Source organism: Prochlorococcus sp. ALOHA_ZT_50 (assembly GCF_022447305.1).
Taxonomy (GTDB): domain Bacteria; phylum Cyanobacteriota; class Cyanobacteriia; order PCC-6307; family Cyanobiaceae; genus Prochlorococcus_A.
Genome location: NZ_JAKVCI010000030.1, coordinates 1 through 15,932, shown reverse-complemented (window position 1 = coordinate 15,932; position 15,932 = coordinate 1). Strand labels below are relative to the sequence as shown.

28 protein-coding genes and 1 pseudogene are annotated in these 15,932 nt (G+C 29.3%); 20 read left to right on the top strand and 9 right to left on the bottom strand.

Going from position 1 to position 15,932, the window contains the following annotated elements:
• Positions 1-760 precede the first annotated feature (760 nt).
• The 3 genes from MK115_RS07945 (at position 761) to MK115_RS07935 (ending at position 2,021) form a co-directional block, all read left to right on the top strand.
• Complete coding sequence (locus MK115_RS07945) at positions 761-931, top strand: hypothetical protein (protein WP_271475558.1); 171 nt, start codon at positions 761-763, stop codon at positions 929-931.
• 300 nt (positions 932-1,231) lie between these two features.
• Complete coding sequence (locus tag MK115_RS07940; RefSeq protein WP_012007141.1) at positions 1,232-1,681, top strand: peroxiredoxin; 450 nt, start codon at positions 1,232-1,234, stop codon at positions 1,679-1,681.
• A 67-nt stretch (positions 1,682-1,748) separates the two neighbouring features.
• Complete coding sequence (locus MK115_RS07935; RefSeq protein ID WP_002808213.1) at positions 1,749-2,021, top strand: small RNA NsiR4-regulated ssr1528 family protein; 273 nt, start codon at positions 1,749-1,751, stop codon at positions 2,019-2,021.
• 99 nt (positions 2,022-2,120) lie between these two features.
• On the opposite strand, the gene MK115_RS07930 is transcribed toward MK115_RS07935, so the two are convergent.
• Positions 2,121-2,465 (bottom strand): DUF8646 family protein, encoded by a 345-nt coding sequence (locus MK115_RS07930; RefSeq protein ID WP_025952375.1) that lies wholly within the window; start codon positions 2,463-2,465, stop codon positions 2,121-2,123.
• Positions 2,466-2,694: 229 nt separating this feature from the next.
• Complete coding sequence (locus tag MK115_RS07925) at positions 2,695-2,931, bottom strand: hypothetical protein (protein ID WP_012007144.1); 237 nt, start codon at positions 2,929-2,931, stop codon at positions 2,695-2,697.
• A gap of 204 nt (positions 2,932-3,135) precedes the next feature.
• Here MK115_RS07925 and arfB point away from each other — a divergent pair, with 204 nt between their 5' ends.
• Together arfB and MK115_RS07915 are read left to right on the top strand one after the other, a co-directional pair.
• Positions 3,136-3,564, top strand: a complete 429-nt coding sequence (gene arfB / locus MK115_RS07920; protein WP_287610674.1) for an alternative ribosome rescue aminoacyl-tRNA hydrolase ArfB — start codon at positions 3,136-3,138, stop codon at positions 3,562-3,564.
• Between the two features lie 72 nt (positions 3,565-3,636).
• On the top strand, positions 3,637-3,885 hold the full coding sequence (locus tag MK115_RS07915) for a DUF1651 domain-containing protein (RefSeq protein WP_002805475.1): 249 nt from the start codon (positions 3,637-3,639) through the stop codon (positions 3,883-3,885).
• Positions 3,886-4,140: 255 nt separating this feature from the next.
• On the opposite strand, the gene MK115_RS07910 is transcribed toward MK115_RS07915, so the two are convergent.
• Both MK115_RS07910 and MK115_RS07905 read right to left on the bottom strand, forming a co-directional pair.
• Complete coding sequence (locus MK115_RS07910) at positions 4,141-4,989, bottom strand: CPBP family intramembrane glutamic endopeptidase (protein WP_287610671.1); 849 nt, start codon at positions 4,987-4,989, stop codon at positions 4,141-4,143.
• A 29-nt stretch (positions 4,990-5,018) separates the two neighbouring features.
• Positions 5,019-5,216 carry a hypothetical protein gene (locus tag MK115_RS07905; protein ID WP_025891421.1) on the bottom strand — a complete coding sequence of 66 codons (198 nt, stop codon included), beginning with the start codon at positions 5,214-5,216 and terminating at the stop codon, positions 5,019-5,021.
• 377 nt (positions 5,217-5,593) lie between these two features.
• Between MK115_RS07905 and MK115_RS07900 the strand changes: the two genes are divergently transcribed.
• The 3 genes from MK115_RS07900 to pip all read left to right on the top strand — a co-directional run bounded on the left by MK115_RS07900 (position 5,594) and on the right by pip (position 7,380).
• Positions 5,594-5,734 carry a hypothetical protein gene (locus MK115_RS07900; RefSeq protein WP_198936046.1) on the top strand — a complete coding sequence of 47 codons (141 nt, stop codon included), beginning with the start codon at positions 5,594-5,596 and terminating at the stop codon, positions 5,732-5,734.
• Between the two features lie 2 nt (positions 5,735-5,736).
• Positions 5,737-5,919, top strand: coding sequence for a hypothetical protein (locus tag MK115_RS07895; RefSeq protein ID WP_025887448.1), 183 nt, complete (start codon positions 5,737-5,739; stop codon positions 5,917-5,919).
• Between the two features lie 510 nt (positions 5,920-6,429).
• Entirely contained in the window at positions 6,430-7,380 is a 951-nt protein-coding gene (pip, locus tag MK115_RS07890; protein ID WP_287610670.1) for a prolyl aminopeptidase, read from the top strand.
• A gap of 23 nt (positions 7,381-7,403) precedes the next feature.
• On the opposite strand, the gene MK115_RS07885 is transcribed toward pip, so the two are convergent.
• Positions 7,404-7,577 (bottom strand): hypothetical protein, encoded by a 174-nt coding sequence (locus tag MK115_RS07885; protein WP_179852285.1) that lies wholly within the window; start codon positions 7,575-7,577, stop codon positions 7,404-7,406.
• A gap of 127 nt (positions 7,578-7,704) precedes the next feature.
• On the bottom strand, positions 7,705-9,201 hold the full coding sequence (locus MK115_RS07880) for an FAD-binding domain-containing protein (protein WP_287610669.1): 1,497 nt from the start codon (positions 9,199-9,201) through the stop codon (positions 7,705-7,707).
• 86 nt (positions 9,202-9,287) lie between these two features.
• Here MK115_RS07880 and MK115_RS07875 point away from each other — a divergent pair, with 86 nt between their 5' ends.
• Positions 9,288-9,911, top strand: a complete 624-nt coding sequence (locus MK115_RS07875) for a TenA family protein (protein WP_287610668.1) — start codon at positions 9,288-9,290, stop codon at positions 9,909-9,911.
• A 49-nt stretch (positions 9,912-9,960) separates the two neighbouring features.
• Positions 9,961-10,740: a bifunctional hydroxymethylpyrimidine kinase/phosphomethylpyrimidine kinase gene (gene thiD / locus MK115_RS07870; RefSeq protein WP_287610667.1), complete on the top strand. Its 780-nt coding sequence runs from the start codon at positions 9,961-9,963 to the stop codon at positions 10,738-10,740.
• An 18-nt stretch (positions 10,741-10,758) separates the two neighbouring features.
• Here the strand turns inward: thiD and MK115_RS07865 are convergent, their stop codons facing one another.
• Positions 10,759-10,944 (bottom strand): hypothetical protein, encoded by a 186-nt coding sequence (locus tag MK115_RS07865; RefSeq protein WP_032515599.1) that lies wholly within the window; start codon positions 10,942-10,944, stop codon positions 10,759-10,761.
• A 182-nt stretch (positions 10,945-11,126) separates the two neighbouring features.
• Here MK115_RS07865 and MK115_RS07860 point away from each other — a divergent pair, with 182 nt between their 5' ends.
• The 9 genes from MK115_RS07860 (at position 11,127) to MK115_RS07820 (ending at position 15,013) form a co-directional block, all read left to right on the top strand.
• Positions 11,127-11,270, top strand: coding sequence for a hypothetical protein (locus MK115_RS07860; RefSeq protein WP_179852286.1), 144 nt, complete (start codon positions 11,127-11,129; stop codon positions 11,268-11,270).
• Between the two features lie 82 nt (positions 11,271-11,352).
• On the top strand, positions 11,353-11,820 hold the full coding sequence (locus tag MK115_RS07855) for a cupin domain-containing protein (RefSeq protein ID WP_025922935.1): 468 nt from the start codon (positions 11,353-11,355) through the stop codon (positions 11,818-11,820).
• Between the two features lie 70 nt (positions 11,821-11,890).
• Positions 11,891-12,268 carry a phosphoenolpyruvate carboxykinase gene (locus tag MK115_RS07850; RefSeq protein WP_287610666.1) on the top strand — a complete coding sequence of 126 codons (378 nt, stop codon included), beginning with the start codon at positions 11,891-11,893 and terminating at the stop codon, positions 12,266-12,268.
• Between the two features lie 419 nt (positions 12,269-12,687).
• Positions 12,688-12,981: a hypothetical protein gene (locus tag MK115_RS07845; protein WP_025965370.1), complete on the top strand. Its 294-nt coding sequence runs from the start codon at positions 12,688-12,690 to the stop codon at positions 12,979-12,981.
• A gap of 130 nt (positions 12,982-13,111) precedes the next feature.
• Positions 13,112-13,459, top strand: a complete 348-nt coding sequence (locus MK115_RS07840) for a hypothetical protein (RefSeq protein ID WP_025880494.1) — start codon at positions 13,112-13,114, stop codon at positions 13,457-13,459.
• 47 nt (positions 13,460-13,506) lie between these two features.
• On the top strand, positions 13,507-13,785 hold the full coding sequence (locus MK115_RS07835; protein ID WP_025906307.1) for a DUF3764 family protein: 279 nt from the start codon (positions 13,507-13,509) through the stop codon (positions 13,783-13,785).
• Positions 13,786-14,289, top strand: coding sequence for a ribose ABC transporter ATP-binding protein (locus MK115_RS07830; RefSeq protein ID WP_287610665.1), 504 nt, complete (start codon positions 13,786-13,788; stop codon positions 14,287-14,289).
• On the top strand, positions 14,286-14,435 hold the full coding sequence (locus MK115_RS07825; protein ID WP_287610664.1) for a hypothetical protein: 150 nt from the start codon (positions 14,286-14,288) through the stop codon (positions 14,433-14,435). Before MK115_RS07830 ends, MK115_RS07825 begins: the two co-directional genes overlap by 4 nt.
• Positions 14,436-14,623: 188 nt before the next feature.
• The gene (locus tag MK115_RS07820; RefSeq protein WP_287610663.1) at positions 14,624-15,013 is read left to right on the top strand and encodes a putative quinol monooxygenase; all 390 of its coding nucleotides are present in this window, start codon (positions 14,624-14,626) and stop codon (positions 15,011-15,013) included.
• 305 nt (positions 15,014-15,318) lie between these two features.
• On the opposite strand, the gene MK115_RS07815 is transcribed toward MK115_RS07820, so the two are convergent.
• Together MK115_RS07815 and MK115_RS07810 are read right to left on the bottom strand one after the other, a co-directional pair.
• Entirely contained in the window at positions 15,319-15,504 is a 186-nt protein-coding gene (locus MK115_RS07815; RefSeq protein WP_287610662.1) for a hypothetical protein, read from the bottom strand.
• Positions 15,505-15,530: 26 nt separating this feature from the next.
• Positions 15,531-15,752 carry a hypothetical protein gene (locus MK115_RS07810; protein WP_287610661.1) on the bottom strand — a complete coding sequence of 74 codons (222 nt, stop codon included), beginning with the start codon at positions 15,750-15,752 and terminating at the stop codon, positions 15,531-15,533.
• Between the two features lie 119 nt (positions 15,753-15,871).
• Between MK115_RS07810 and MK115_RS07805 the strand changes: the two are divergent.
• A pseudogene (locus tag MK115_RS07805) lies at positions 15,872-15,932 on the top strand (urease accessory protein UreG); the annotation flags it as partial.

The window sequence follows — 15,932 nt, the reverse complement described above, 5'->3', positions numbered from 1 at the left end:
TAATTCTTTGTCTGCATTTTATTGCCTTTCTTCTTTCTTCTTTTCCACGCATTGTGATATTATGCCTTCCTTCTCTGATTCTGGAAATATGTCGGTGGATCGACTGGAATAGTTCTCAAACTACATCCTATAAAAGTAATGATTGATACTTTGGATAACAGATATTTTATCTCAGACTCAATTTTGTCATAAATCTATTTTTTCTCTCAAATAAATCGTCCTTTTAAGAACTTCAGATTAGTCTGTGTTGTACCTAATAATTAGTGGCAGTGAAAGAAAATATATAGACCAACACAAAAAAACTTTTTAAAGTTTGGGATATGTATTGTCACAAAAAGTATTGAGAAAACTTTCAAAAGAGGCTAGAAGACTGGAAACCATCAAACAAACATGTCCTCGGCCTCGCTCACACACTGGAAGGTGAATGGAGAGCATGAGGCTTGGTTCCTGTCTGCCATGAAAGGCCAAGGAGGTGGTGTCGGGTCACGCTTGACAGGGCAAAGACAACTCCAGGCTCCTCTCTCCATCACTGGTTTTTTCCTGTTTAAATACTGACAATTTCTTTTATTATTAATTTGTAGAAATCCTAGATTCTCCTCAAATTAGATTATTCTATTAAATTTAATCTTTTTCTAAATTAATTTTTTCTAAATTATTGAAACTATTCGCTTAATATCTATTATCAAAAAAAATGAAGTACTTATTTGTTGTTTTTTACCTTTTTTTTCTAATTTATCCAGCTGAAGCCGTTACCACAAAAATGTTTAAAGTATTGGATACGTGTGCAAGATATCGACTCGGTGAGATTAATGCTAATGAGGCTATAGAAAAACTAAAATTAAAATTAACGAATTCTTCCACTAGTCAGCCAAAGGACCTAGTAAAAAAATATTGCTCAGTATTTACTCCAAATGAAAAAATTGAATTTTAATCTTAGCAATACATATTTAATTATTCTTTTTTGAATAATCTTTAGCTTTGTTTCGTATTTCTTTAACTTTTTTAAAATTAGTTATTTTTAAGTTAAAAATAACTCCCAAAAAAAGAATAAGAAATAAAAAAATATAAATTATTAATTCCATATTATTGAATTAATAAATTCACCCTAGTTTATTTCAATAATTTTTTAGTATCTTTTAAAACAAAAAAACTGACTTTAATATCAGTTATTTACTTTAAGGCCACAAAAAAAACATATTAACCTCTAATATGGAACTTTATAAGAATCATTGTGCAGATTGGAGATAAAATTCCAGAATTTTCTTTACTGGATCAAAATGGAGTTAAAAGATCAAATAAGGGTTTAAAAAATCCCCTTGTTTTGTTTTTTTATCCAAAAGATGATACGCCGGGTTGCACTATAGAAGTTTGCGGATTTAGAGATAAATATGACTTATTTAAAGTATTAGGTGCACAAGTTTGGGGAGTAAGTAATGGAAGTACCTCAAGTCATTTGGCATTTGCTAATAAAAATAAATTACAATATCCATTACTTTGTGATACGAATGACTCTCTTAGGAAAACTTTTAAAGTTCCTAAAGTATTAGGTTTTATGGATGGTAGGGTAACTTACGTTATTGATCGCAAAGGGACAGTTAGGCATATTTTTAGAGATTTATTGAATGGTCCTGAACACATTAAAGAGGCTATTAGAGTACTTAAGGAAATTCAAAATCAATAAATTATTATTCAAAGAATTTTAGATTAATAAGTTTTGTTTTATTATAGTTTCAGCTTTTTTTTAATATATGAAGAAAATGGGAATGCAGGCTGTTGATCTTGCTATTCAAAATGGAGTGGATCTTGACGGTACTCCAATCCCTCAAAAAATGCTAGATCTATACAATAGAATTATGGATGAGGAGAATAAAAGACAAAGGAGTGGTGTTAAAAAATCAATGAGAAATAGATGCGTCAAAACGGGTTCTAAGCATTTTGATAAAGAAACATTGAATCAATTATTAATAGACTCGGGATGGGAAGGTCTCAAAGAAAAAGAAATTTTGTTTTTTTATAACTAAAAATTTTTAAATTATCTTGAAATTTATATATGGTAATTTTTACTTAAATTAAAAAAATTGAGAACTAACAAAGTATTTATTTAGATCTAATTTTTTAAATTATTTAAACCATCCTTTTTTGTTAGAGGATATTATTTTCTCTTTTTCAGCTTTTGTTTTATTACTTGCTTTTTTGAAAGCCAAGTTGGCTTCTATAACTGTAACTATTGATATGAAAAAAAGACCAGAAATTCCAATTATTTGTTCATTTTGAGAAGGTTCTGAATCACCTTGTAAAAAAATACCTAAAGCGAACCATGCAGTACTAGCAGTGATGGTAAAAAAATAGGGTTTCCATCTTCTTTGATATAAGTAACCCGATCCTAAACCAGGAAGAAAATTTAAAAAAGATGCTACCCACCCTTTTGAAGATGCAAGTATTTCGTCTCTTGAGGGATAAGACATTTATGTTAGGTATTTATTAAATGTGAATTTATATAAGCAAAAGATATTGCTGCACAAATTACCCAACTAAAGGGTAAGAACATTCTTATTTTTTCTTTATTATTATTCATTTTTTAATTATGGAAAATATTTTTAAAATCTGTGGATTTAATATATCCCTTAAAACTATAAGAATTAAAAAAGACGGTTTTTAACCGTCTTTGAAAAAAGTAATTTCTCTAAAAATAAATTATTTATCTTTTGAGGCTGAGAGTACTTTAAGTTCTTTTTTTACTTCTTTTTCTCTCTCTTCAAGATGTTTTAGTTGAGCTTTAAAAGCATCTTCAAGTCTTACTTTTTGTGTTGTAATTTCATCAAGCTCTTCTTGATGTTGGTTTTTCTTTAACTCCTTCATTTCACTATCGGAAATAACATATACAGGGCGATATGAAGGTGTTTCAAAAAGAAGATCAAACATTGAATACATAAGTGACCTTTGAATTAGTACAAATTCAATATCTGATAATTCTTTGAAATATGAAAGGATAAATACCGAAGATATTGATACGGCAAATACACCGAATTTCGGTTTACCTAACTTAACCGCCCAGTATTTACCGATCGAATTTTAAGGTATGTTTTAAAGTATTAAGGAGATGATTCTAAAGATCTAAATCAAAAAGAACTAAAAATGGATTTAAAAATTACTAAAACATTAGTAATCCCATCCAACGAAATTAAGTGGCGATTTTCCAGATCCTCCGGTCCTGGAGGGCAAAATGTAAATAAAATTGAAAGCAGAGTAGAGATTATTTTTAATTTAGAAGATTCCAAAGTATTAAATGATTATCAGAAAGAAATTCTTAAGAGAAACTTGAAAAACAAATTAGTGAATAATAGCTTACGTTTAGCGGTTCAAGAACACAGAAATCAATTATTAAATAGGCAGCTAGCTTTAATGAAATTTAGTTCAATCATAAAAAATGCTTTAAATAAACCATTTAAATTAAGAAAATCTACACAACCTACTAAAGCATCACAAAAGAAAAGAGTTGAGGTTAAGAAAAAACGTGGCGAATTGAAAAAAAGTAGACAAAAAGAAAAAACATATCAAATATGAATAAACTAAATAAATTTTTTCCTCGCAGATTGCAATCAAAGCATGTGATAAATTTAATTTTATTTTGGTTTATTGAATTCAACTAATGATTTCTGGTTAATTGACTCTAATTTTGTAGGGGTGATGCGTTTCTACAAAGATAGAGATTATTCTGATAAATCTATTGATTATATGTTTATTGAAGAAGGAATTATTATGGGAATTCATGGAGAAAATCCTCCATTAATGAAAACTAGAAAAAAAATTGTTATTGAAGAAGCAAGATTATTATGGCAAAAATTGTTAAATGAAGGTTGGCAAAAAACTAATAAAAAATGGTGAGGAAATTCTACAAAAACTTTTTTTAATTTCAGAAAATAAATGAACCTTTAGGGTATAGCCTGGAAATTTTTTCCTGTTGTAAATATTTCTTTTTTTTGATGTCGTTTTCATATCTTCTCAACATCATTAGATAGTTTGTAACTCCAAAAATTATTAAAAACACAATAAATCTTATTCCTGCATCAAAGTTCATATGAATATTAAGCTTTATTTTAATCTGACAATTACTAATCAAAAATCAATCGGTATTTATATCTAATTAAAACGTCTAGTAAAAATCTTTTTTGATTTTACTGTATAAAAAATACATAACAAAAGTAATATTAAAATTGCACTAAAGCTTCCGATTGGGTTTGGAATATTTTGTGTAAAAGGCCCTGCTAAAAAAGAAGGTGTATTTTCTTTGAATTCTATTAATCCGTTATTTAATAAAAACCAAATACCCACAAGTCCTCCATGAATTCCTATGCAATTCCATAAAGAACCTTTATCTCTAATTTTTACTAATGATAGAAATATCCCAAGTAAAATAAATCCCAAACGTAATCCTACTATGTTCCAAAAGATCTCATTTGATAAATTATGAACGAAGCTAAAAATTATAGCTTGTAAAGCTATTGATATTTTTGTACCATATTCAAATTTTAATTCTTCTAGTAACCAGCCTCTAAAAATTATTTCCTCTGCGAATCCAACACCTAATCCCAGTACAATAGAATTTAACAATATTATTGGCGAGAATTCACCTATCCAAGAAATATAATTTTTTTGCAATAGTGGTACCAGAATTAGAATTATTAAAACTAAAGCAAATAAAATACCTTGAGAAAAATTGAAAAAGTTTTTCAAGAATTTGTCTTTTGTTATCCCAAGAATTATCCAAGCACTTGATTTATTTCGTTTGATATAAAACCAATATGGGAGTAAAAAGATAAAAAGTAAGAAAGTAATAATAGTACCAATTAAGGATAAATTTTCTTTTTCAAAATTAAACAATAAAAGTGGCTGAGATAAAGCCCAGCCAATGCCATAAAGAATAGGAATAAAAAATATAGTGGATAAAAATCTTGGTCTTAAAAGAAAAAAACTTCTAATTAGTATCATTAAATTTTTCATTTTAGTTTGAATATTAATTAACCCCAGCCTTTGCCTTTTATTATTCTAACTACTTGTTCAAAAAGTTTTAGCTTTTTCTTTTTACTATAATTTATGTTTTTTGAAAGATTAGATAAATCTTTATAAAATTGCCGAGTTATTTTATCTTCTTTATCACTAGGCCATAGTAAGTCTGAGCCCTCTTCATATTCTTCTTTATATCTTTCTTTATTCAAATTTTTTTTATATCGTAATAATTTAAATTTTACTTATTGCAAATGCTTAAAAGTGATGTTTATTAAATTTGTGTATTTATTTAAAATTTATGCTGATTAATCTTTCAACTTTAATTTTTACATTATTATCTCCATTGCTTATTTTTGCAGTAATAGTATCGGTTTACTTATTTCATTAGGAAGTATTTACAAATAAACTTAATTAATTTAAGGGTGTATTATGCCTACTTTTTCTAATGCAAATGATAAAACTGCAATTACAGCCATTAGTGTTAAGATCTTGTTCTTTTTGATGAAATCCATAATGCATATTAATAATCTATTTATTAAATTCTTATATAAAATAATAAATAATTAAAAATATTATATCAATTACAATGGAACCCATATATATAGGAGATTTAGTTCCCTCAATAGCTTCTTATAAAAAGATAATTGAAAAATATGATAAAGGTATAAAAGAAGGGGAATTTTATGAAGAACCTATTGGAGGAGATTTTAATTACCCTGATTGGTAAATATGCTTACTACAAAAATAACTTTTGCCTTGGCAGATTGGATTAGAGAGTGGCGTAAGTGCCGGGATAAGAATCCTTCTATTGATGAGTGTGTAAAATTTGTTCAGTGGAAATTAGAAGATTATAAACTTTCTGATAGTGATAAAAGAATAATTGAATCTATTTTGCTCTATGAATCTGAATAAATAAGGGATTATAGACTTTAATTTTTATATTTATCTATAAAAAACAAAGGATCATTAAAATCCTCTTACAAATTAAGAAAAAAGTAAATCAGCATATTTACGGATTTACTGAAAATATAAAAAGGAGTAATTTATAAATGTTGAGTTCGGAGGCAATCTAAATGATTGATAGTCCGCCTGAAATTTAGCAAATTCCAAAATATAGGAAGCGTATTCCTGAGAATGGGATTATTCGAAAATTAAAGTTCAATCAATTAGTCTGATAAGACTTCGCTTTATAATTACTAGCGACAATAGGGACTGAAATTATCGAGAGAAATCCCCGAATTCACGTATTCTAGGTTTATGAGTAAATAGACTTTAAAATATGTAATTTTATATCCTGTAAGAAGGAAATCAAATATTAAAAAGGACTGTACAAGCAGTCCTTTTTTTGTTTAACAAATTTCTTCTAAACTAGACTTCTTTTTGGATATTATGGATTAATAAAGTGATTAAAAATATTTCAAAATGAAAGATCAAGTCTTGTTTCCAAAAATTGAAGTACGTGAAAAGGGTTTTTTACAAGTAAGTGATATTCATACTATTTATTGGGAAAGATCTGGTAATCCAAATGGCAAAAAAATTCTTGTTATTCATGGAGGTCCAGGAGGAGGAAGTCAACCAAGATATAGAAGATACTTTGACCCAGATAAATTCGATATTATTCAATTTGACCAAAGAGGTTGCGGTTCTTCAACTCCTTTCTCCGAATTAAAAGAAAATACGACCAATCATTTAGTTGATGATATTGAGAAATTAAGGATTCTTTTAAAAATAGATACTTGGCATTTGTTTGGTGGATCTTGGGGCTCAACACTTTCACTTATATATGCGATTAAAAATCCCTCAAGAGTTATCAGCTTAACTTTGCGAGGAATATTTTTATGTAGAAAGTTTGAATTATTGTGGTTCTATCAATATGGTGCAAGTGAGATATTCCCTGATGAATTTGAAGAATATATTTCTGTAATACCAAAAGAAGAAAGAAATGATTTAATAAGTTCTTTTTATAAATATCTAACATCTTCAGATGCGAATCTTAGATCAAAAGCAGCAGCAGCTTGGACAAAATGGGAACTCTCAACAAGTCATTTAATAAATAAAAAATTTGATTTTGATAAGTCTGAAGTTAATTCTTTTTCAGATGCCTTTGCAAGGATCGAATGTCATTATTTTATTAATAATATTTTCTTAGAAGATGATTTTATTTTGAAAAATATAAAAACAATAGAATCGATTCCAACAAAAATAATTCAAGGGAGGTATGACGTTGTATGTCCTGTTAGGAGTGCTTGGGATCTAAATAAGAAATTAAAGAATTCTGAATTAATTATTGTTAATGATGCTGGTCATTCAATGAGTGAAAAAGGTATTAGTATCGAATTAATAAAAGCTGTAAAAGGAATTCAAAATCTCTAAAAGAGAGAATATTCCTTTAAAAATTAAAGGCCATTATCTTCAATATTTTGTGCAATACTCCTAAGAAGTTCGACGATATCAGAATCTTCGCATTGAGTATCTTCTTTAAGCAAAATGCACTCGTCTCTAATACTTACATTAGTACTCCACCATATACCTGAACTATTGGTATCGTCCCATTCAAATCTTTCAGACATAATTAATAAAATCTAATAAATACATTAAAGCTTGCATTAGTTCATCGTGGATTTATATATTTAATTTCAAAATTTAAAAAACTTTCCTAGGCGCTAAAAGGAATCTGGAAATTTCTGACAATAAAATTTAGAAATCTAATTTCAGTTCGTATTGTTTTTCCTTTTCCTTAGAAACAGTTTTTTTATTATTTATATTTTTTCTAAGCCTTTTTCTAGAGCCATGCTTTAAATAAATTTCTTTTGAGATATCCCAATATCCATCCTTTTTAGTGATTTCCTGAATTTTCTTCTTTGCAGTTTTAGTGCTATTTGGGATGTCAATTATTGGTCTTATGTAATTAATTTGTTCATATTCTTCTTGATTAAATCTAGATAATAGCCATGGTTCATGAATGAAATTAAGTGATATATCCTTTAATTCTGGTATCCATTTTTTTATAAATTTTCCTTGAGGATCATGATCTTTTCCCTGCTTAATAGGATTATAAATTCTATTGGTATTTATAGATGTAGTTCCAGATTGCATTTGGCATTGGTTCCAATGTATTCCAGGCTCATAATCTACAAATTTATTTGCTAATTCAGAACCTGAATCTTGCCATGGTAGCCATAAATTATAGCTAGCAAAAGACATTAACATCGCTCGCATCCTGAAGTTAATCCATCCATTGAAATTTAATGAACGCATACATGCATCTATAAAAGGAAAGCCCGTATTACCTGAACTCCATGAATAAAGTAATTCATTATTTTTTTCTCTAATATTTTTAAAAAAAGGATGGTATTCCCTAAACTCTAGTTCTGGTTCACTTTCAAGTTTCTGAATAAAATGACAATGCCAAGTTAATCTGCTTTTTAACATCCTGGAATTATTGTTTTTTGATATATTTGCCTTTTTAAAAATTTCTTTTAATGAAATGCATCCCCAACAAATATATGGGGATAGTCTTGTACAACTATCAAATGATTTTTCTGGGCTAGATATATCTTTTGAATAAGAATCTAATTTATTACTAAAGAAGTATTGCATTCTCTCTAAACCTTTCTTTCTTCCACCTTGCATTCTTCCTGGACAAGTTTCTTTTTTAAAGGTAAAAATTTCGTCTGAGGGTATTTCTCCAATATTAAAGTTAATAGAATTAATTCTTAATGGAGCTTTAAGTAAGTTTTTTTCGGAATTTTTTTGCCACTTTTTAGACCAATTATTCCTATCTAAATTTCCTCTAAAAACTGAAAATTGTAGAAATTCCTTCCAAATAATATTTTTGCTTAAAGCCCATTCTCTTACTTTTTGATCTCTTTTATAAGTAAGCCAATCTCCGGTTTCTTGATGGCTATATATACCTTTGATTTTAAATTTTGAACTAATTTCATCAAAAATATTAATAACATTGCCAGTCCTAATAATTAATGGTTGTCCAATCTCAGCAAGTGCATTTCTTAAATCTATTAAACTTTCTTTGCAAAATTGCCATTGTCTATCTGAATGAGTATTTTGGCTCCAAATATCTAACTCAATAATATAAATAGGTAAAATATCATTATCTTTTATAGCCTCACAGAGAGCTTCGTTATCAAAAATTCTTAAATCTTTCTTAAACCATAAGATATTTATTTCTTTCATAATTTTTTCTTTTAATCCTAGAAAAATAAGATTAAGTTTGTAGGTAAAAAATATAAAAAATTTTAGAATAACTAAAAATCAAAAAAATGAAAATAACAAAAAAACTTTGGGAGGATAATTATGAGATTGCTTTACTAAGTTTAAATACAAAATTTGTTCAAGGTTTAAAGAATGGAAGTCTCCCTAAAAATATATTTCAAGAATATTTAGCTCAAGATTATTTCTTTTTAGAGACTTTTGCTAAGGCTTATGGTCTTGCTGTTTCCAAATCAAAAGATAAGTACTCAATAAGGAAGTTAAGTGAACTGTTAATGGGCGTTTCAGAGGAGTTAATACTTCATGAAACTTATGCAAAAGAATGGGATATTGATTTGTCTAATAACTATATAAAAAAAGCCACTAAAAATTATACAGATTTTCTTGATGATACTTCCAAAAGACTTAGCTCCGTTGAAATAATGTTTGCAATGACTCCATGTATGCGACTTTATTCTTGGATAGGAAAAAGTTTGTATAAGGAGGATTTTGACATTAAATATAAAGAATGGATAATTACTTATTCTGATGAGAGCTTTGAAAAGCTAGCAGATTCACTTGAAAATCTTATTGAGACTAATAAAGAAACATATGATATTAATCAGGCCAAATATTTATACAGGAGAGCTATGGAATTGGAGTTAGATTTTTTTAATGCATATTCAGATTTCTGATTTAAATTAAAATTTATTTATAGTACTTTCAAAAACGAGTTAATAAATTATGTATTCTAAAATTGCACTTTCAATAGGCGGTAGTGACTCCGGGGGTGGAGCAGGCATACAGGCTGACTTGAGAACTTTCATGGCCCTTAAAGTACATGGATGTTCTGTTATTACATGTATTACCGCACAAAATAGTATAGAGGTTACATGCGTTCAACCAGTAGAGAAGAATACTTTATTAAATCAGTTAGATACTTTATTTGCTGATTTTGGTATTGATGCCTTAAAAACTGGAATGTTATTAAATGAAAGGATAATTAATGATACTGCTTCAAAATTAAATACATACAAAATAACCAAAATTATTGACCCAGTAATGGTTACAAGAACTGGTTCTAAATTACTGGAAGATTCTGCTATTAATGCTTATAAAAAACTCTTATTACCAATTGCTGATTTGGTAACTCCAAATATTTATGAAGCAAATCTACTTTCTGGTTTAGAAATAAGGAGTAAAGAAGATATCGAAAATTCAGCAAGAAAAATTATTGGTCTTGGAGCTAAAGCGGTACTTATAAAAGGTGGCGGTTTAAAAGATATGAAAGGGAAGGATTTTTTCCTTGACTTAAATGGTAGAAAAGAGTGGCTATTTAATAATTTTATAAATACAAAAAATACCCACGGTAGCGGCTGTACTTTGAGTGCTGCTATTTGTGGTTACAAGGCTTTAGGTTTTGATCTATTTGATTCCATACAAAAAGCGAAATTATTTGTTGAGAAATCTTTAGAAAATTCTTACAAAATAGGATCTGGCCCTGGTCCCTTAGGCCATCATTAATTATTTATAGAAGTGGAGTTAGAACCACCATTTTCTGTAGGGCTTTTTTAAAAATAAGATTTCTTCAGTCTCCCATCCTCCCTCCAACCACTCAAGATGCTCAAGTAATAAAGACTCACTTTCCCTTTTGCTTAATTGCCCAATTCTATTAGCAATACCATCGAACCTTACTTTCATCAATTCCTCAATCTTGATGTTATTCATAGGTTAAATAATAAATTTTTTCTACTCTTACTTGTATACATTTTCTTGTCAACGATTTAATTTTATTTGTTTACTAGCAGTTCTTAAATATGTATTAAATACAACTTTTTAAAATAGATAGTAATTAAGACTTATTCACATAGATTTAATTAAAGACTAATTTATATAAAAATACTTTAACTATGAATAAAGAAGAAACAGCAAAGCAAAAAACTATTTTAAATGTAGGCTATTGTGAAACGACCTCTGAATGGCTCAATAGAATCATTACTGAACTGGCAGATGAAAATAAAAATTTTGTAGATTTGTCAGTTATTTGTGCTTAATTTTTTAGAAAATATAGTTTATTTTGATTTATTTTCAGTTAGCTTTTAAGTATAAGAGAAATTTAAAAGATATTTTTGTGATGTGAATCCTAATAAAAAAAACATAGAAATAATTAAACAATTCAATTTATCTCCTCATCCTGAGGGTGGATGGTTTAGAGAGATAGTAAGGAGTGAGAATTCTCTAATAAGGGAAGATGGCCAAAGTAGAAACTTTATTACGGGAATTTATTATCTTTTGGAGAGAGATGCAAAAAGTGCTTGGCACAGAGTAAAAAATGCTGATGAAATTTGGATTTATTTAAGGGGCGATCCTCTGAATTTATGGTGCCTAGATAATGATAATAAGTTAATAAGAAATTTAATTTTAGATTCCAATAATCCAGTAGAAATGATCCCATCTGGATATTGGCAAGCTGCAAAAAGTACAGGCGAATTTACTTTAGTGAGTTGTTGTGTTGGCCCGGGCTTTGATTTTAAGGATTTTGAATTACTCAGAAATACAAATCATACTTCTAGATTGGATAAAGCAATTAATGATCTTATTTGAGACATTTTTTTGTTTATATTTTTGAAATTATCCTCTAGATTTATAAGGCTACTCAATCAATCTATATTTAATGAATCAAAATTCTGTCAAAACAATTGGTATTAATGATGAACCAAGAAAAGATTCACACTTAGTATATGTAAATCAGGCTGATGGATTAAAAGGCATCCTTAATAGGGATTTTGATGAATGGTCTAATTTTGATAGTTGGGAAAGTATTTCAGTTCAGCAATGGATTTTTTCTAGAGCTTTGGAGGTTTTCAGAGGTAAGAAAATTGATATTAAATGCGACTGTTGTGAACATAATGATTTAATCCCAAATGATTTTGAGAGTATTAAAAAAGAAAAATGTTTTGGTAAAAAAAGTGCTTACATGATTGAAAAAGTTGTAGATGAAATTGTATTAGCTAAGGCAAGAAGAGAAAGTGATGGAACATATTCTGCGTAAGATTCATAAATATCTATGGAGTGAAAAATCTTTTACTTACCAGTGAAAATTATCAGAAGAACCAATCGTTAAATTTCTAGTGGACATCTTATGGAACTTAAAGTGTACCGAATCACTGAACTCCTTTTCATCTGAGTAATTCACAAGATCCACTGGGTCGATGTTTTCATCGAACCATGCATCATATTCAATATGGTTTGGTTCAGCAAAATAACTCATATCCAATTAATAGCTTTCAAAAAACATATAAACGGTACATGCGATACCAAATTAAAATTCTTAATTTTTAGATAATCCATATTTTTAACTTGTTCATAAAGATTAGTTGCTAAAAAGATAGGAGAAATATCTATAAATTAATGTCTCTAGATACAACCATGGTTTCTATCCATCCCCACTTCACAATCAAGGATGGGAAGATGGACCAGTGCATAGCTCTTTTAGAAGAAATTTTGGTACTGACAAAAGCTAATGAACCTGACTGCCTTTTTTTTAATATCACTACATGCGGGTCAGATAAGGCTTATGTAAGAGAGGCATATAAAGATGGTGCCGCCGCTTTATTTCATCTCAAAAATATGGGACATATGATTCCCAAGCTTTTTGAAGTGTCAGATATTACTGTGCAGGTCCAAGGCCCTGCCAAGGAGATTGAACCCTTGAAGGAAATACTGCCAGACGCTGATTTCTATGAAGCAATATCTGGATTCTGATTTAGATTGTATATATTGACAGTCGATCGCTAGGGGCTTTTAGCCCCCTTTTTATTTAGGAATTCAAAATAAATTAATCTTCCCTTTACTTATATCAAGTAACTTTATTATCAGCTCAAATATTATTTTTATGGCATCAACTTTTTATATTGTTCATCATGAATTTAAGGCAGGAAAAGCTGAAAAATGGTGGGAAACAGCTTATGCGGCAATGTCACCAGGTGGTGGATGGGATGATGCGGTAGCAGCTAATAAAGAAAAAGGATTTTTTAACCATTCTGCAAATGCCGTAACTAAAACTGGTCCTGTATATTGTTTTTGGGAAGTAAAAGAGGGTATTTCTGCTGAAGATTTTCAGGAGTTTATAGATGGACCCTCTGGTCCAGGGTTCGGACAAGATGCTCTGATGAATATCTGTAAACCAATTGACACATCATTAATGAATGGACAAACACCTTATCCACCAGTTTTTTCTTGATTATTGACAGTCTGTCTAGAATAGGGATCTACTAGATTCCTCTTATTATGTCTCTTGAAACTACCGTTTTCACATTCAAAATTAGCGTCCCTTTTGAAGAATGGGCTGCGGTTTATGACAGCGAAGAAAATATACAAATGAATAAAGAGCGTGGAATTATTTGCTTATACAAAGGTGTAAAGAAAGATGATCCAACAAGTGTAATTCTTATTGAGCAGGGTGAAGAAGGTAAATCAATAGCTATGTTTGAAGATCCAGCAGTGAAACCATTAATTGAGAGTGCAGGTCATATTTACGATTCAACGGTTATATCCAGTTATTTTTAAGTGAAAAGCTTAATTCTTCCTGCAATATTATTATTATTTCCTTTTTCTGCTCAAGCTGGTTTTCCAGAAGGTGAGAATGGATATGATCTAAAAAAAATTGAAGAGTCTTTTAGATTACCTTGTGATGAAATTGGAAATGATGATTGTATTGCAAGAGCATTAGGAGTTGGTGCCTGTACCTGGATATTTGGAATAAACAAAGATAAAGAACCTGCGGAAGCTTTAAAAATTTCAGATACTGTTTTAATTGCTCTTTTGAAAGGAAATAATCTTGATTTAAAATCAATGCTTGAAAAAGATGGATTAATTAAAACGAATATAAAAAAAGAAGCTACTTATAGAATTAATTTCTGCAGAGAGGAAACAAAAAAAGCTATTCCAAAGTTAATTAAGAAATTACCAGAGGGTGTTGTATTGGATGAAGAGAGAATAGAAAATTTAACCAGAGTGTTTCCTCTGCAGTATTTAAGTATGTTTGAGCAATTTAGCAAATATAAGCAATGAAAAGTTTACTATTGACTCCTATATTCAAACGTTTTAAAAAAAGTGCTTTTTTCTCATCACTTAATCAGAATACTTGTCCTGTTTATGATGCTGAAGAAATAAAAAAACAAGAACAACAAGAAGCTATTAAAAAGTTATACCCATAAAAAAAGGGCGATAGCTTCGCCCCAGTCAAAAAGCAGGATAATCCCCATCACCCGGCCTTTTTAAAATCCTAGCACTACATATAGTGTTTGTAAGTAATAAAAATTTACTATTGGTGGAGTTGTTTGTTTCTAATTAATTTGTCATGATGGAAATCCCCATCACTCAGGCTCGCAAGAGTCTTTTTTTTATGTCTAGTTTTGGATCAGACACTCCATTTATGCTTCTTGCAAAACTTAAAGTTAAGGAAGATAAGGTTGCAGAATACTTAGAAATTGCAGATAAGACAGATAAAGCTGTTGAAGCTGACGAACCAGGAATGCTCCATCATACTTTTGATCAAGATCCTGATGATCCTCTTCGTTTCGTATGGTCAGAAGTTTATAAAAATGATGATGCTTTACTAGCTCATTTAGCTAATCCAGCATTAGGTGTTTATCTTGAGGCTCATGCTGAACTAGGAACTGATTTTTCTGTTGAATTTTACGGAACTGTGGGAGATAAAGTTATTGAAGCCATGAACGGAACAGGAGTTCCATATAAGATCTTTAAAACAAAATTAGGTTATAGCAGAGTTTAAGGATAAGAGTATTAACTAATTAGTTCGACTAAATTATTAATAAGAATCTGAGTGCAAGCGGTAACCACAGGCATAGAAGAAGCATTAGTAAAAGAGTAATAGCATGGATATTTGGAATGTAATGCTCTTTTAAAATTTGTGTTTTCATAATTTATCTCGCCTTCTTAAGTTTGATTTCTCTTCTGATAAGCAATGCTATAACTACAACACACATGTTCATTAGAAATACGTCTAATGGCATTTAATAAAAAAGTCTCTACTTAATTAATAGCAAGATTATTGATCTACGGATCAGTAAATGAAAATTAAATTGAGATTCTATCAAGCATCAATACATCTTGAGCTTGAATTGTATCTCTCTTATCTTCATCTTCGGGATCTTTATAAGATTCAATTTCAGCTTGAATTTTTCTCTTATAAACTCCCTTGATATAGTCAATTTCTCTTCTTTCTTTATTAAGTATTGAAAATGGTGATCTTTTTAAGTTCATAAAAATCTCCTAAAAATAAGTTTTGATTAGTTCCAGTTTTTGTCAGACTCAACAAAGCTATCCAATGTTTGTTGATTTCTGATTTCTTCCTCAAGAAGTTCTTCCTCTGATCTTTCTTCAAGCTCAGATTTATAATTTTCTTTTTGTTTAGATTTGGTAGACATTTGCTCATGACGACTACAATTATGTTCTAACAAGTCAGACATGCCATCCGACTTATAAATATGTACGGTTTGAGGTACAAACATATACGGATAAAGGATCAACAATTGAATTTGAATATGGGTAGAATGTTAGAAATTTTTAATCAATTTTGCCTTTAAGAATAATCAATAAAGGTAGACCAATAAGCACCAGACTCCCATCAATTAATAAAAAAGTATTAGAAGAAGGAAGGATTATTGGAGTAGAAACAGGAGGTTGTCCTC